We start from the raw sequence: 15,950 nt of genomic DNA, 5'->3' as shown, positions 1-15,950 counted from the left end.
TGCGCACGTGGCGCGGGCCGCGTCACACCGGGCCACGTTGACAACGGTTCTCAGTCTTATTGAGAATGGAGATCATGCATCGCTCAACGCCGCCCCGGCCCACCCACCGCACCGCACGCGCCGCCGGTGCCCTCGCCGCGCTCCTCGCGCTCACCGCGTGCGGGACGGCCGCAGCGGACGACGGCAGCCTCGAGGTCCTCGCCTCGTTCTACCCGCTCCAGTTCGTCACCGAGCAGGTCGGCGGAGACCGCGTCACCGTCACGAACCTCACTCCCCTCGGTGGCGAGCCCCACGACCTCGAGCTTTCCCCCGCCGCCATCGGCCGCGTGAGCCGCGCCGACCTCGTCGTCGTCCAGTCCGGCTTCCAGCCCGCCGTCGACCAGGCCGTCCTCGAAGGCCACCCCGCCCGCACCCTCGACGCGACCGCCGTCCTCGAGGCCGCCCCCGCGGCCGAGCCCGCGCTGCCCCTCCACGACGACGACCACGTCGACGCTCACGACGAGCACGAGCACGAGCACGACGAGCATGCGCACGATGAGCAGGCGTCCGACGCGCACGACCACGACCACGCCGCCGCGCTCGACGCCGGCCACGTGGCCGACGACGGTCATGACCAGGGCGGCGTCGACCCGCACTTCTGGCTCGACCCGACGCGCCTCGCGCTCCTCGCCCCCGCAGTCGCCGAGACGCTCGCCGCAGCGGATCCCGCAGGTGCGGACGAGTACCGGAGCCGGGCCGACACGCTCGTTCACGAACTCACGGAGCTCGACACCACGTTCACGGCAGGCCTCGCGTCGTGCACGCACCGGACGCTCGTCACGAGCCACGCCGCGTTCGGCCACCTCGCGCTGCGGTACGACCTCGACCAGGTCTCGGTCGCCGGCCTCGACCCCGACACCGAGCCGTCACCGCGTCGCATCCGTGAGGTGGCCGACCTCGTCCGCGAGGCGGGAGTCCCGACGATCTTCTTCGAGTCCGCCGCGACCGCCAAAGTCGCCGACGTCCTCGCCGAGGACGCAGGGGTGACGACCGCCGCCCTGAGCCCGCTCGAGTCGCTCACGCGCGAGCAGGTCGACGCGGGCGACGACTACCTCACGATCATGACCGCGAACCTCGCGGCGCTACGGACAGGACTCGATTGTGCCTGACACCTCCACGACGTCCGCCGCCGTCCCGAGCGGCGCCCAGGCTGGCTCCGGCCCGGCCGCTACTCCGGCCCTCGACGTGCGAGGCCTCACGACGCACCTCGGCGGGCAGCAGATCCTCGGCGGCGTCGACCTGCGCATCGACCGCGGCGAGGTCGTCGCCCTCCTCGGGACGAACGGCTCAGGGAAGTCCACGCTCGTGCGGACGCTCGTGCGTGCTGTCCCCGCGAGCGGCGGGACCGTGAGCGTCCTCGGCGCGCCGCTTGGCCCGCGCGTGCCATGGCACCGCATCGGCTACGTGCCCCAGCGGCTCGGTGCCGCCGGCGGCGTCCCCGCGACCGTCCGCGAGATCGTCACCTCGGGCCTCCTCGGTCCGCGCACCCTCCGCAAGCCGCGCGACTGGCGTGCGCGCGTCGATGCCGCCCTCACCGAGGTCGGCCTCCTCCACCGTCGCGACCAGGCGGTGTCCGACCTCTCGGGCGGCCAGCAGCGTCGCGTCCTCATCGCGCGAGCCCTCGTCCGCGACCCCGAGCTGCTCATCCTCGACGAGCCTATCGCCGGCGTCGACCAGCCGAGCCAGGAGGCGTTCGCCCGCACGATGACCGCGCTCGTCGCGCGCGGCGTCACCGTCCTCGTCGTCCTCCACGAGCTCGGCGAGCTCGAGCACCTCATCACGCGCACCGTCGTCCTGCGGCACGGGACCGTCGTCCACGACGGACCCGCGCCGCGTGCCGCGCGCGGCCACGACGACCCCGACCACGACCACGAGCACGCGCACGGCGATCCCGAGCTCGCGCCGTCGGCCGTCGTCCTCACCGACCACCCCTTCTGCGAGGCCGACTGACATGGACCAGATCCTCGACATGCTCTCGACGCCCCTCATGCAGCGCGGCCTCCTCGCCGCGCTCCTCGTGGGGATCGTCGCACCCGTCATGGGCACGTTCCTCGTGCAGCGGCGGCTCTCCCTCCTCGGCGACGGCATCGGCCACGTCGCCCTCACGGGCGTCGCGCTCGGCTGGCTCGTCGGCGCGGCCGCCGGTGTCACGCCGGTCGACGCGCTCGCCGTTCCCGGCGCCGTCATCGCGGCCGTCGTCGGCGCCGTCGGCATCGAGGTCGTCCGCGAGCGGGGCCGCACGAGCGCCGATGTCGCGCTCGCGCTCCTCTTCTACGGCGGCATCGCGGGCGGCGTCATCATCATCCAGCTCGCGGGCGGCCAGAGCTCGAACCTCATGGCGTACCTCTTCGGCTCGATCTCGGTCGTCACGACGTGGGACCTCGTCCTCACCGCGGTGCTCGCGCTCGTCGTGCTCGGGCTCGGCGTCGGCTTGCGGCCCGCCCTCTTCACGGTCTCGCACGACGAGGAGTTCGCTCGCGCAAGCGGCCTGCCCGTGCGGCTGCTCAACGTCGCGATCGCCGTCATGGCCGCCCTCACGGTGACGGTCGCGATGCGCGTCGTCGGGCTACTGCTCGTCTCCGCGCTCATGATCGTGCCCGTCGCGGTCGCCCAACTCCTCACACGTTCGTTCGTCACGACGATGCGTCTCGCGATCGGCATCGGCGTCGTCGCGTGTGTCGTGGGACTCTCCGCGACCTATTGGTGGGACGTCTCGCCCGGTGCGATGATCGTCGTGCTGACGATCGCGGCCTACGCCGTCGTCGCCACGCTCCATCCGGTGCTGCGCGGGCGGCAGGGTCGGCGTGATCCGCACCCCGACCTGCCCACCGACGTCGTCCTGGAGGGATGAGCGTGCAGCGCATGACCCGCCAGCGACTTGCCGTGAGCGAGACGCTCGCCGAGATCCCCGAGTTCGTCTCCGCGCAGCAGCTCCACGACGAGCTCACGGCGCGCGGCGACGCTGTCGGTCTCGCCACCGTCTACCGGACGTTGCAGGCCCTTGCGTCCGCCGGTGAGGTCGACGTCCTGCGGCTCTCCGACGGTGAGCTCGCCTACCGGCGCTGCGCACGACGCGAGCACCACCACCACCTTGTGTGCCGTGCGTGCGGCACGACCGTCGAGATCGACGGCCTCACCGTCGAGGCGTGGGCGTCGCTCGTCGGCGACAGTCACGGCTTCACGCGGATCGAGCACACGGTCGAGCTCTTCGGGCTCTGCGCCGAGTGCTCGGCCGAGGACGCCGCCGATCCGGAGACCGTCGGCGAGGCGCGCTGAGCATGCTCGCCACGGGACTCATCCCCGACGCCGCGACGACGCCCCTCCTCGGGATGTTCGCGTTCTTCCTCTTCATCGTCGTCGTCCGTACCCAGATCACCTACTGGCTCGCGCGGACGCTCACCGAGCGTGCCGTCACCAGGGGCGAGCCCCGCTCACCCCTGCTGCGGCGGTTCAAGCGGTGGCTCACCGAGGGCGGCGTCGACTCGGGCGTCGCAGCCCTCAACCGCTGGGGACTTCTCGTCGTCCCCCTGAGCTTCCTCTTCACGGGGACGAAGACCGTCGTCAACGCGGCCGCCGGCGTCACCCGCATGCCCTACGGCCGCTACACCGCGGCGATGCTCGTCGGCTGCGTCACCCACGCGACGATCTACGCGACGGTCGGCTGGGCCGCGTGGACCGCCGTCGTGAGCGCGGCCGCCGGGTCGCCGTGGGCGCTCCTCGCGCTCGTGGCGGCCGTCGCTGCTGTCGTCACCGGCGTCGTTCTCCACCGTCGGCACCAGCTTGCCCGACGGTCGCGCACCGAGCTCGACGTGGCCGGCGGCCCGCTCCAGGCCGTGCGTGAGCTCCACGGCCGCGCGGCCGAGGCGCACGACGCGGGCCTCCCCTACGGCACGCACGTCACGGGTGAGCACGACATCCCGACGGAGCACGACGTCCCGACGGAGCCCGACGCCTCGTCCGCACGATCGGACCGCACGTCCGGGCCCGCCGACGCGCAGAACAGGACCTCCCTGCCCGAGGAGCCCTCCGGTCATCCCTCGGGACGGTCGACCGCAGCCCCGTAGCGCCGGTCCCGGCGCGCGTACTCCTCGACGGCGTGCCACAGCACCCGGCGGTCGACATCGGGCCACGGCTCGGGCAGGAACACGAGCTCGGCGTACGCCGACTGCCAGATCATGAAGTTCGACGTGCGCTGCTCGCCCGAGCTCCGGAGGAACAGGTCGACGTCGGGGAGGTCCGGCTCGTCGAGGTACCGCTGGACGGTACGCTCGGTGACCTTCTCCGGGTCGAGCCGACCCGCCGCGACGTCACGCGCGATGTCCCGCGCGGCGTCCGCGATCTCGGCGCGGCCCCCGTAATTGACGCACATCGTCAGCGTGCACACATCGTTGTCACGCGTGCGACGCTCCGCCTCCTCGAGCTCGGTGATGACCGACTTCCACAGGCGCGGCCGCCGGCCCGCCCAGCGCACGCGCACCCCCCACGAGTCGAGGGTGTCGCGCTGGCGGCGCAGCACGTCGCGGGAGAAACCCATGAGAAACCGCACCTCCTCGGGGCTGCGCTTCCAGTTCTCCGTCGAGAACGCGTACGCCGAGACGTGCGTGACGCCGATCTCGATCGCGCCCGCGACGACGTCGAGCAGCGCGGCCTCGCCTGCCGCGTGCCCCGCGGTGCGGGGCAGGCCGCGCGCGTTCGCCCAGCGCCCGTTGCCGTCCATGACGACGGCGACGTGCCGCGGCACGAGCTCGCTCGGCAGCGTCGGCGGCAGGGCTCCCGACGGATGAGGGTCCGGGCGCTGCGGCGCAGGACGCGGCGAGGTGCGCATGGACGGACGGGGTGGACGAGGCATCGGCGAGAACCTCCGGAAGGCGGGGACGACGAGCGGCAGATGGACCGCCGCGCGACACGGAGCTGGCCGTTCGCACGCGCGGCGGAGCTCCGCTCGTCGCGCGGCACGAGAGCCTCGCGGATGAACGCTACCCGCTGCGCTCGGGAGCGGGTGGCCGCGGCGCGTGCGCGTCCCGGTCGACCATGCGCAGCGACCGCAGCGAGCGTTCGAGGTGGTACTGGCTGTACGCCGCGACGAGACCCGAGGCCTCGCGCCGTGTCCGTGGTTCCGTCGCCGACGCGGTCTCCCAGTCTCCCTCGAGGAGCGCCGCGAGCAGCGCGAACGTCTCCGGTGCGGGTGCTGGCGAGCCCGGCGGACGGCAGGCGGGGCACACCGCACCACCGTGCGCGACCGAGAACGCACGGTGCGGGCCCGGTGCGCCGCAGCGGCCGCAGCGGGTGAAACTTGGAGCCCAGCCTGCGACGGCGAGCGCGCGCACGAGGTAGGAGTCGAGCACGAGACCCGGGTCCTGACGGCGCTCGCTCAGTGCACGCAACGCTCCGACGAGCAACCAGAACTGCTGGACCGACGGCTCGCGCTCATCGGCGACGACCCTCTCGGCGGTCTCGAGCATGACGGCGCCGACCGTGTAGAGCGCGTAGTCATCGCAGATGGGCCGCGCGAACGCGCCGAGCGTCTCCGCCTGCGTGACGACGTCGAGGCTGCGGCCGACGTGCAGCTGGAGGTCCACGTACATGAACGGCTCGAGACGCGCCCCGAACCGCGAGGACGTGCGGCGCACGCCCTTGCCGACCGCACGGACCTTGCCGTGCTCGCGGGTGAGCAGCGTGACGATGCGGTCCGCCTCGCCCAGCTTCTGGGCGCGCAGGACCACTCCTTCGTCACGGTAGAGAGGCACAGGTCCATCCTCCCTCATGCCACCGACATGCGGGTGCCCGGCCGGGACGTCCCGGCCGGGCACCGCTCGCTCGGCGTCCGAGGGTCGTGACCGCGCCGCGAGACTGACGCACCGCGGTCAACGACGTCCACCCGCCGACGCCGCGCGGCTCGCGCGGCTCCGTAGGTCAGGCAGCTGCGCGGCCCGCCCGGTTGATCGCGGAGATGATGGCCTTGAGGGACGCCGTCGTGATCGACGGGTCGATGCCGACGCCCCAGAACACGGCGCCGTCGACCTCACACTCGACGTACGCGGCCGCCGTGGCATCGCCGCCCTCGGACAGGGCGTGCTCGGCGTAGTCGAGGACGCTCACGTGCACGTCGACCTGTGAGAGGGCGTCGACGAACGCCGCGATCGGTCCGTTGCCGTGCCCCTCGAGCGTCACCGCCACGTCGCCGTCGACGAGGTCGACCGCGATGGTGTCGGGCCCGTCCTCGACGCTCGTCGACCGCGTGCCGCGCAGGGCGAAGCGGCCCCACGGCTCGAGGGTGCCCCCCGGCGCCGCGGGCAGGTACTCGTCGGCGAAGATCGTCCAGATGTCGTCGCCCGAAACCTCGCGCCCCTCGCCGTCGGTCACGCCCTGGACGACGCGCGAGAACTCGATCTGGAGCCTGCGGGGCAGGTCGAGATGACGCTCCGACTTCAGGAGGTAGGAAATGCCGCCCTTGCCGGACTGCGAGTTCACGCGGATAACGGCCTCGTAGGAGCGCCCGACATCCTTGGGATCGATCGGCAGGTAGGGCACGCCCCACACGAGATCGTCGACGCCGACGCCCTGCTCCGCGGCGCGCGCCGCCATGTCGTCGAGGCCCTTCTTGATCGCGTCCTGGTGCGAACCTGAGAACGCGGTGAACACGAGGTCGCCCGCGTACGGGTGACGCTCGTGGACGCCGATCTGGTTGCAGTACTCGACCGTGCGACGAATCGCGTCGATGTCGGAAAAGTCGATCTGCGGGTCGACGCCCTGGCTCGCGAGGTTCATACCGAGCGTGACGAGGTCGACGTTGCCCGTGCGCTCGCCGTTGCCGAAGAGACAACCCTCGATGCGGTCGGCGCCCGCGAGGTAGCCGAGCTCGGCGGCCGCGACGGCGGTGCCGCGGTCGTTGTGCGGGTGCAGCGAGAGGATGACGTTCTCGCGGTGCGCGAGGTGGCGGCTCACCCACTCGATCGAGTCCGCGTAGACGTTGGGCGTCGCCATCTCGACAGTCGCCGGCAGGTTGACGATGACCTTGCGCTCGGGCGTCGGCTCGAGGACCTCGAGGACCGCGTTGCACACGCGCACAGCCACCTCGAGCTCGGTCCCCGTGTACGACTCGGGCGAATACTCGTAGAACACCTGCGTGTCCGGGATCGTGTGCTCGTACTTGCGGCACAGCTTGGCGCCGTCGACGGCGATCTCGGTGACGCCGGCCTCGTCCGTGCGGAAGACGACCTCGCGCTGGAGGATCGACGTCGAGTTGTAGAGGTGGACGATCGCCTGCTTGGCGCCCTCGAGCGACTCGTACGTCCGCGCGATGAGGTGCTCGCGCGCCTGGGTGAGCACCTGGATGACGACATCGTCAGGGATGTGCCCGCCCTCGATGAGCAGGCGGACGAAGTCGAAGTCGGTCTGCGAGGCCGACGGGAAGCCGACCTCGATCTCCTTGTAGCCCATGTCGACGAGCAGCTTGAACATCGTGAGCTTGCGCTCGGGGTTCATCGGCTCGATGAGGGCCTGGTTGCCGTCGCGCAGGTCGACCGCGCACCAGCGCGGAGCCTGGGTGATCGTCCGGGTGGGCCACGTGCGGTCCGGCAGGTCGACAACGATCTGCTGTGCGAACGGGAGATACTTGTGCACCGGCATCCCGGAGGGCTGCTGCGGGCCGCCGGGGAAACCGTCGTGTGTGGGGACGTGCGTGTTCATCATGGGGTCCTTCGTCTGGTGCTGCTCAGCGGGGTTTGCCGGTCGGCACACCAACCACCGCGACGAGGATCCGACCGATCAGGCCTCGTCGCGGCAGCGAAGGAGCAGCAAATGCTGCGCAGCACGGCGCACGTTGTCACTCTACTCCGCGGCGGTGCCGTGCCGGGAACGGCGTCCGGGACCCGGGACGTTCGTCGTCCGGGGTCCCGGATCACCCGTCAGTAGTAGAAGTAGCGGAGGTCGGAGAGAACAGGCAGGTCAAGGAGCGGGTTGTCCGCTCCGAGGTGGTCGGCGAGCCGACCCGCCTCCCGCTCGACCCAGGCGGCGTCGAGGCGCGTGCCGCTTTTCTCGAGCGAGGACGCGGCGTTCTGGGCGAGGGAGACCGCACGGACGACGGACTCCGTCGGCGCCAGGAACCACTCGTCCCCCTCCTTGACCATGACGAACGCCGCTCCCCCGAGGCCGAGGTCCGAGACGAGCGGGGCCTTGTCGAGGCACAGCCGTCCATACCCGTCATAGCTGAGATCCACGTCGACGCACACCTCGTCGAACGTCACCGTCGTCCGGCCGTCGTAGGAATCGGCCACGAGACTCAGGTTGTCGGGCACGACGAGCGCACGCCGTGGGCCCGCCTCGATCTGGGAGAACGTCCCGTGGACCACGATGTCGTCGATGTCGAGCCTCGACGTGTCCGCGTAGACCGACAGCACGCGACGCTCCGCGAGCGAGAGCCCGGCGACGAGTCCACGCATGTCACCTCGCGCGGCCGCGCGGACGAGCGCGTCAGCAGCCTCGACCGGAGTTTCGCCGCCGGCTCCTTCGCCGACGCCGAGCATCGTCCCGCGCCGCGCGTCCGTGCCCGAGTCGAGGTAGGCGATCTCTCCCAGCGTGAGGTACGGGCTCACGTACCAGCCGCCGCCCTCCTCGACAGCCATGACGAAGACAGGGACGTCCTCCTCCGCGGCGATCCGTCCGAGGTCGACCCGGTACGGCAGCTCACCGGCCAGTTGGTCGACGATCGCGTCGCGCGTCTCCTCGCGGTCGACCGACCCGAGGTCCGTCATCGGCAGCGAGTCGAGGTTCTCGAGCACAATGTCGGCGAGCTTGGCCGGGTCACCGTCGACCGTCAGCGTGCCGTCGGTGAGCTCGACCCGTGCGAGTCCGTCCTGGAGGTCCACGACACGTGTCTTCACGCCCTCGACGGAGATCTTCAGCACATCGAGCGCCCTGGCTGCCTGCTTGACGCTCGACCCGACCGAACCGCTGCTCGTCGACGAGTCCGCGACGACGTCCCGGAGGGCCCCGGTCTCGGCCGGCGACATGATGCCCGCGATGCCGAGAAGATCCTTGGCCGCGACGGCGTCGACGAGCCTCTCGGCCGCCTGCTCGGGGGACGCGGCCGGCTTGAACTTCCCTCCGATGAACTCACTGACGGCGAACGCGCCACCGCCGAGCACGAGCGCGAGACCCGCCGCGACGCCCGCGATGACGATGCCCTTGCGGCGACGCGGTGGCGTCGCGGACGTCTCCACCGAGAGCTCGTGCGCGGGCGACGCCCAGCCGTCGTACGCAGCCTCCGCATGTCCCGGTGCCATGTACGTCGGGACGTGAGGGGTGCTGGTGCCCGCGGCGTCCGCCACGGGATACGCGTACGCGGGGGCGCCCGACGGCGGCACGGCAGCGGCGTGCACCCGGGAGTCGACGATGGCGGCCACGTGCGGGTCGCCCTGGTCCCGCAGCCACGCGAGGAGCTCCGGGTAGGCCTGCGGGTGCGAGGCGACGTGGGCGCGGAGGTCAGGTCTGTGCGCGGCGATCTGTGCGAGCTCTGCGGCGTCGGTCGTCGGATCGCAGACGCGGTCGTACCACGGGTCGTTCACCATGAGACGCTCCCTGTGCGTCGTGGGCGGCGGACGTGCGGCGTCCGAGGACCTCCCTGATGGGTCCCGCGGTGAGCCTACCTGCCGAGCCCCCGCTCGTCACCGGCCCTCACCGCCCCCGCTCACCCACCCCGGACGCCGCCCCGGACGCGACGAGGCCCGTCCTCGCCGATCGTTCGGCCGGGAGGACGGGCCTCGTGACACCACGCGGCGTCAGCGGATCACGAGCACGTGAGCGACTCGTAGATGACGTGCGTCTCGTCGATCGAACGACCGGCAGCAATGCCCGTGTCGTCGGTCGCGACGATGCAGTATGTCGCCGCCTCCGTGCTCACGTCGAGCTCGGACACCGTGATGCTCACGCCGTCGGACGGTACGACGCCCGCAGCGGCAAGGAGGCTCGCGCCGCCGTCGAGATCGATCCCCCGCGCGTAGTTCGCGGCCTCGGCGGTGCTCTCGACGAGGAACATCGCGACGTAGCCGCCGGCGTTTGCGAGGTCGGACTCAAGGAACGATGTGCGTGCGGCCTCGTCCCCCGCCCCGAGCCCGTCGAGGCCCGTGCCGGTGTCGTCCGCCCCGTCGAGCGCGCCGAGCCCGCCGAGCCCGCCTAGGGCACCGAGCCCGCCACCGCTCATCGCCTGCTCACCGAGCATCGAGGCGAAGTCCGCGAAGAGGGGCTGACTGGCGAGGTACTCGACGAGAGCGGTCGAACGCTCGGTGAGCCAGGCTTCGTCGTCAAGCTTGCCGGACTTCTGGAGCTCAAGGGTGGCGTCCGACAGGATACGGGCGCCGTCGACGATCGTCTCGGTGGGGCTGACGAACCACGTGCCGCCCTCGGAGACCGCGACGAGGCCGAGCTTTGCGAGGCCGAGCTCGGAGAGGAGAGGCGCCTCGTCCGTGCAGATCCTGCCGTCCTTGCCGCTCGTCGGGTCCGAGACCGTGAGGCACGGGCCGTCGAGCGTGACGGACGGACCACCGTCGGTGGCCGCGATCTTCAGCCCCTTCGGAACGATGCGGGCGCGGTCGCCCTTCGTCTCCGACGTGGTGAACGTGCCATCCACGGTCACGGGGACGGGGAACGTCTGCCCGGCCGGCAGGTACACGGAGAGCACACGGCGCTCGGGCAGCGGGAGCGACGCGACGATCGCGTCGACGTCACCCGAGAGGATCGCGCGGACGAGCCCGTCGCCGGCAGCCTCCGGGGAGCCGAACCCGGTGCCCTTGCCCTCGCCGAGCATCGTGCCTCGCGGGGTGCTCGAGCCGCTCGAGACATAGGCTGCCTCACCGAACGTGAGGTACGGGCTCACGTACCAGGCGTCGTCCTCCTTGACCGTGACGACGAAGAGCGGGTTGCTCTCGCGAGCGAGGTCCGCGAAGTCGGCGGTGGCGGGGAGCGCCTCCTCGAGCTGCGTGACGAGCTCACCACGCAACGACTGAGCATCGAGCGACTCGCCCGCACCGTACGTCTCGAGCAGGCTCGAGAGCTCGGGGTTTTGGGCCATGGCCTCGTCCCAGAACTTGACGAACGCGTCGCCGATCTTCGCCGGGTCACCGTCGAGCGTGATGGTGCCCGCGGTGACCTCGACCTTCGAGAGGCCGTCCTGGAGGGTCGTCTCGGTGGTCGTGACACCCGACGTCGTGATTGTCAGCGAGTCGAGGACGTCGGTGAACGCCTTGATGCTCGTCGCGGACGACGAGCCCTCTGCGCTCTTGAGAGACGCGTCGAGCATCCCGGAGAGCGACGAGACCTCTGCCGGGGACATCGCACCGAGCATCGCGAGCGCGTCCTTCTTCTCGAGGCCCGTCACGAGCTGGTCGAACGCCGCACGTGGCGTCTCGGAACCGTCGACCTTGTCGAGGATGAAGTGATTGACCGCGAGGGCGGCACCTCCGAGCGCGACGGCCACACCCGCGGCCGCACCGGCGACGACAAGTCCCTTGCGACGGCGGCGCGGCGCGCCCTGGATCTCGGCGACGGATGCACCTGCACCGTACGACGGTCCACCCGGCTGGAAGCCGGCGACCGAGCCGCCCTCGGTACCCGGTACCGCCCCGTAGGGGGCCGCCACGGCGGCAGGGTCGTCATGCACCTCGCCGCCGTGGCTCCAGGCGCTCACCTGGGCCGGCACCTGCTGCGCACCCCCCGGGGGCAGCGGGTGCGACTGCGGCACGAGCGGTGCCGCAGTGCCCGGCCGAGCGTCGACGGCCGCGACGACGGTTGGGTCCCCGAGCCCTCGGAGCCACTCGAGCAGCGCCGGGTAGGCGTTCGGGTGCGCAGCGACGAGCGCCCGGAGGTCGGGACGGTGCGTCGCGATCTCCGCGAGCTGCGCACCAGGTGTCGTCGGGTCGAGCGCGAGATCTCGCGCCTGGTCCTGTGTCATCGTTCTCCCCCTTGACAGCCACGGCTTCAAAGCGTGGCGTGATTGTCGTTTTCGTTCGTTCTCAGGCCGTGCGAGAGCGTAGCGCGTCGTCGACCTCGGCGTCACCCAGCTGCCCGAGCCACTCGAGCAGCGCCGGGTACGTCGAGGGGTTGGCGGCGAGCGCGGCCCGCAGTGTCGGCGCGTCCTGAGCGATCTGTGCGAGCGTCGTCGCCGACGTCTGCGGGTCGATCGCCTGGGCCCACGTGAATCCAGCCTCGGCACGGGTCGACGGCTCGGAGACGCCCGCGGCACCGGCATCGTCGAGCCGGAGCACCTCGGTGATCTGCTCGCCGGCCGGAGCGGCATCCGCACCGGACGACTGCTCCGTCAGGTCCACCGACGACGTCCCTGCGTCCGCGGACGGCGCCTCGGCCTCGGCCCCGTCGACCGGGGACGACCCGGTCGCGACCTCCGCCGCGGGTGCCGCCTCCGGCACCGACCCCGGGGCTTCGGCAGCAGGCGCACCGTAGGCCGGCTGCCCAGCAGGCGCACCGTAGGCCGGCTGCCCAGCAGGCGCACCGTAGGCCGGCTGCCCAGCAGGCGCACCGTAGGCCGGCTGCCCAGCAGGCGCACCGTAGGCCGGCTGCTCGGCAGGAGCACCATAGCCGGGCGCACCCACGGCAGGCGCCCCCGCAGGTGCGGGCCGCTGGGTGACGCCCACGGGTGCCGGGGTCACACCGTACGCCGGGCCCGGGGCCTGCGGATAGCCGTACGACGCGGCAGGAGACCCCTGGGCGGACGGGGCGCTCGGCGCGGGTGCCGCGGGAGCGGACCGCAGCGCCGCAACCTGGGGCCGCCACACGAAGGCGGACTCGACACCACCCGGACGTGGCGTCGCGGGGTTCGCCGCGATGTGCGAGCGGACGGCGCTCGGCAGCGTGAGGCACGCGAGGACCGCGACCGGGAGTCCGACACCGAGGACGAGCGTGAGCAGACCCACGTGCGCGGCCGGAGCGACCGCGCTCGCCTCGTCGAGGCGCGAGACGACCACGAGGACGATGCCGAGGCCGAGAAGCGCCGCGGTCGCCGCGAGCGCCGGGCGACGGGCGTCGGCCGGCCGGCCGACGAGCATCGAACGCACCTTGAGCGCGACACCCCCGAGGACGAGGGCGACGACCGCACCGGGGATGAGCTCGCTCAGACCGGGCGAGGCCTCACCATGCATGCCGAACCACTCCGTGCCGACCGATCCTCCGGGGATCTTGCGGTCGTCGATCGCGACGACGAGCGTGACCGCGGCGAGCACGCCGGCGAGCGCACCGAGCAGGGCGAGCAGCCCGCGCGCCGTGACGAACCAGCCGATCGCGGGATCGCCCTCAGGCTTCGCGGCGCGGACCACCGCGGGCGACGTCGTGAGGGCGGCGAGGACCCCGACGAGGACGAGCCCGAACCCGAGTGCCGCGATGCCCGTGACGTACGTGTCGTCGCCGTCCTTGAAGGTGACGAGCGTGCGGACCGACTCCAGCGCGGAGCTTGCGCCGGTACCGCCCGACGCGAAGAGCACAGCCGCCCAGGTCGCCGCGACGACGACCGACGCGCGGCGCCACAGGGCCGTGCCAGTGAACGCCGCGAGGACGGCGGGGAGCACAAGGGCGACGAGGACGGTGGTCGTCGTCACGGCGATGGCCGTCACTAGACCGTCCAGCTCGTCGAGTTTTCGGATCGGCTCGGCCACCTGGAGCCGCTGGACGACGACGAGGGTCAGCCATGCCACGGGTGCGAGCGCAGCGAGGATTCCCACGACGAGCGTCGTCGCCCGCCACGACCTGGTGGTGGCGCCGTCGAGCTCGACCGGGCCGAGCTCGCACGCGCGCGGGACGGCCGCGAGCGCTGCTGCCGTCAGCGCAATGCCGACACCCGCACCGACGCCCCGGTGCCCGTCGACGCTCGCGGCGTCGAGGACGATCTGCGCGATCGCGGCAGCGGCCGTGGGCAGCGCGAGCAGGACGCGCGCCCGGCGGGTCGAGTGCACGGTCCACGCAGCGGGCAGGGCGCCGAGACGCGCGAGGTACGGGAGCGCGAGCGGGACGACGAGGAGTAGCAGCGAGGCGAGCGCCCAGGGGACGTCGGTCGCGCCGCCAGCCGCGCTCCACGGGAGCTGCAGCGCCAGAACGATCGCGACGACACCGAGCAGGTCACGCACGTGGTCCCCGTCGGTGATGTCGTCGAACCGCCCGCGGGGAGCGGTGTTCTCGGCCGGAGCCGACTCGGTGGTGTCACCGAGGGGCGTGCCGCCCACGTTCTCATCCATGTGGAAGTCCTCCTCCGTCTGCCACGCCCGCACGGCATGCTCGACCGGACACGCCCTGAGCGCGTCGGTGCGAATCTACCGTGACCTGTGCGTGACCGCCCGCCGAACCTCGGAGCGTCAGATCCCGAGCTGGTAGACGCCCCAGTACGCGAGGATGAGGACGACGATGCTGGTCCCGGCGACGGTGGCGACCGTGGCGCACCAGGCGGCACGCCCCCGGACGAGCACGCGTGGGGGCGCCTCGCCCAGCTCGAGCGCCTCGCGCGTTCCCGCACGGTGGTCGATGACCCGCTCGACGAGCACCGCTGCGACGACGAGGACCGCGAGGCCGACGAGACGCACCACGAACCACCCGCCCCACACGACCCAGGCGTCCCGCTCGTAGTCGACCGCGAGGCGGGCGATCGCGACGAGGTAGGCGACGAGCCCGGCGAGCGTCACGAGGGCGAGCACCGGGAGCAGAACCAGCTGGCGCGCGACAACCCCGTCGACGCCACGCTCGGCCCGCGGGACCGCGCGCCGCCGGTCCCGGACCCTCATGGCCACCGTGATCACCCCACCGGCGGCGACGAGGCCGAGCCCGACGAGCACGATGATGAGCACCGTGTCGCCCGAGCCGAACCAGTGGGGTGCGGGGACGTCGAGGGCGAGGTACCTCTGGAAGGGCTGCGCGCCGGCGACGCGCGGCGTCCCGGACCCGGTCTCCGGCAGTCCGAGGACCCACCCCGTGAGGTCGGCCGCAAACGCCGGCGAGAGCCGTCCGTCGACCTTGATCCCGTGGTTCGCACCGCCGTAGAAGCGGACGAGCACGTCGCCGTTGCCGGCGGTCGTGAGCGCCGAGATGATGTCCCGCGTCCCCTGGACGACGGGCATCGAGGAGTCGTCGGTCCCGTAGGCGACGAGCACGGGCATCTGGAGCGCAGGCAAGTACGGGTCGACGTCGAAGTCCGCGTAGTCGATCCCCCCGCCGGGCAGCTCCATGCCGACCGCGCGCGGGATCGCACGGAACACGGACTCGGGCACACCCGTGTTGCGCAGGTAGCTGTCGACCGCGAACGCGGCCTGGGCGCGCGGTGGCACGACGGGCGCGGAGACGAGCGCGACGAACGCGAGCGTCGGGTCGTCACGCGCCATGAGCGGCGCGATCCACGTCCCCTCGGACTCCGCGTAGACGCCGACCCGGTCCGGGACGACCGTCGGCAGCGTCCGCAGGTAGGCGACCGCGGCTGCGTAGTCGCGCGCCATCTCCTCGTAGTCCCGGTGCCTGAGCGACGAGAACTCTGGACGCTTCGCCGGGACGACGGTCGTGACACCGGCGCTCGCGAGCGCGACCGCCTGCCCGACGAAGGCCTTGTCCGACTCCTTCGTCCCGGCACCATGGACGAAGACGACGCCAGGGGTGCCGGCGACGCCCGCGGGCGAGCGGACCGTCGCGTCGACGTCGTCGTCGCCGATCGTGAGGACGACGCGTTCCGTGACGACGTCGTGCGTCCCCACCGGTGTCGTTCCCTCGGCACCCGCGATCGACGTGTCGGTGACGTTCACCCGGAGCTGTTCCGGCACGGGGACCGGGTCCCACGTAGGCCCGGCGACCGCGCCGACGACTGCGAGCAGGACGGCGAACGCCGCCGCCGTCGTCGCCGTCCTCCCCCAGCCGCCCCGTGCGCGCGCCAC

The 15,950-nt window shown here is 72.2% G+C and carries 12 protein-coding genes; 5 read left to right on the top strand and 7 right to left on the bottom strand.

The genetic code is table 11. The annotated features are described in order from the left end of the window. The first annotated feature begins 74 nt into the window (after positions 1–74). The 5 genes from C1729_RS01380 to C1729_RS01360 are packed head-to-tail and all read left to right on the top strand — an operon-like array spanning position 75 to position 4,103. Positions 75–1,148, top strand: a complete 1,074-nt coding sequence (locus C1729_RS01380) for a metal ABC transporter substrate-binding protein (RefSeq protein ID WP_102510451.1) — start codon at positions 75–77, stop codon at positions 1,146–1,148. Beyond that, on the top strand, positions 1,141–1,989 hold the full coding sequence (locus tag C1729_RS01375) for an ATP-binding cassette domain-containing protein (protein ID WP_102508054.1): 849 nt from the start codon (positions 1,141–1,143) through the stop codon (positions 1,987–1,989). The genes C1729_RS01380 and C1729_RS01375 overlap by 8 nt, the downstream gene beginning before the upstream one ends. Before the next feature lies 1 nt (position 1,990). Next, on the top strand, positions 1,991–2,890 hold the full coding sequence (locus tag C1729_RS01370) for a metal ABC transporter permease (RefSeq protein WP_102508052.1): 900 nt from the start codon (positions 1,991–1,993) through the stop codon (positions 2,888–2,890). Between the two features lie 11 nt (positions 2,891–2,901). Beyond that, positions 2,902–3,315, top strand: coding sequence for a Fur family transcriptional regulator (locus C1729_RS01365; protein WP_277985797.1), 414 nt, complete (start codon positions 2,902–2,904; stop codon positions 3,313–3,315). Positions 3,316–3,317: 2 nt separating this feature from the next. After that, complete coding sequence (locus tag C1729_RS01360) at positions 3,318–4,103, top strand: DedA family protein (protein ID WP_102508049.1); 786 nt, start codon at positions 3,318–3,320, stop codon at positions 4,101–4,103. On the opposite strand, the gene C1729_RS01355 is transcribed toward C1729_RS01360, so the two are convergent. The 7 genes from C1729_RS01355 to C1729_RS01325 all read right to left on the bottom strand — a co-directional run bounded on the left by C1729_RS01355 (position 4,070) and on the right by C1729_RS01325 (position 15,950). Beyond that, positions 4,070–4,864, bottom strand: a complete 795-nt coding sequence (locus C1729_RS01355) for an isoprenyl transferase (RefSeq protein ID WP_207204549.1) — start codon at positions 4,862–4,864, stop codon at positions 4,070–4,072. The genes C1729_RS01360 and C1729_RS01355 overlap by 34 nt on opposite strands. A 151-nt stretch (positions 4,865–5,015) precedes the next feature. Then, positions 5,016–5,786, bottom strand: coding sequence for a DNA repair protein RecO (recO, locus tag C1729_RS01350; protein ID WP_102508045.1), 771 nt, complete (start codon positions 5,784–5,786; stop codon positions 5,016–5,018). A gap of 166 nt (positions 5,787–5,952) precedes the next feature. Then, complete coding sequence (leuA, locus tag C1729_RS01345; protein ID WP_242493668.1) at positions 5,953–7,728, bottom strand: 2-isopropylmalate synthase; 1,776 nt, start codon at positions 7,726–7,728, stop codon at positions 5,953–5,955. Between the two features lie 218 nt (positions 7,729–7,946). Beyond that, a complete protein-coding gene (locus C1729_RS01340) occupies positions 7,947–9,608 on the bottom strand; it encodes a variant leucine-rich repeat-containing protein (protein ID WP_102508042.1) in 1,662 nt (553 codons plus the stop codon). A 218-nt stretch (positions 9,609–9,826) separates the two neighbouring features. Continuing rightward, positions 9,827–11,986: a variant leucine-rich repeat-containing protein gene (locus tag C1729_RS01335; RefSeq protein WP_102508040.1), complete on the bottom strand. Its 2,160-nt coding sequence runs from the start codon at positions 11,984–11,986 to the stop codon at positions 9,827–9,829. A gap of 61 nt (positions 11,987–12,047) precedes the next feature. After that, positions 12,048–14,276, bottom strand: a complete 2,229-nt coding sequence (locus C1729_RS01330) for a sulfur globule family protein (RefSeq protein ID WP_129590628.1) — start codon at positions 14,274–14,276, stop codon at positions 12,048–12,050. 117 nt (positions 14,277–14,393) lie between these two features. After that, on the bottom strand, positions 14,394–15,950 hold the full coding sequence (locus tag C1729_RS01325) for an alpha/beta hydrolase family protein (RefSeq protein ID WP_242493667.1): 1,557 nt from the start codon (positions 15,948–15,950) through the stop codon (positions 14,394–14,396).

The organism is Sanguibacter massiliensis (assembly GCF_900240335.1).
Lineage (GTDB): Bacteria > Actinomycetota > Actinomycetes > Actinomycetales > Cellulomonadaceae > Flavimobilis > Flavimobilis massiliensis.
Note: the sequence above shows the minus strand (reverse complement) of the source record. Positions and strands in the feature narration are given on the sequence as shown.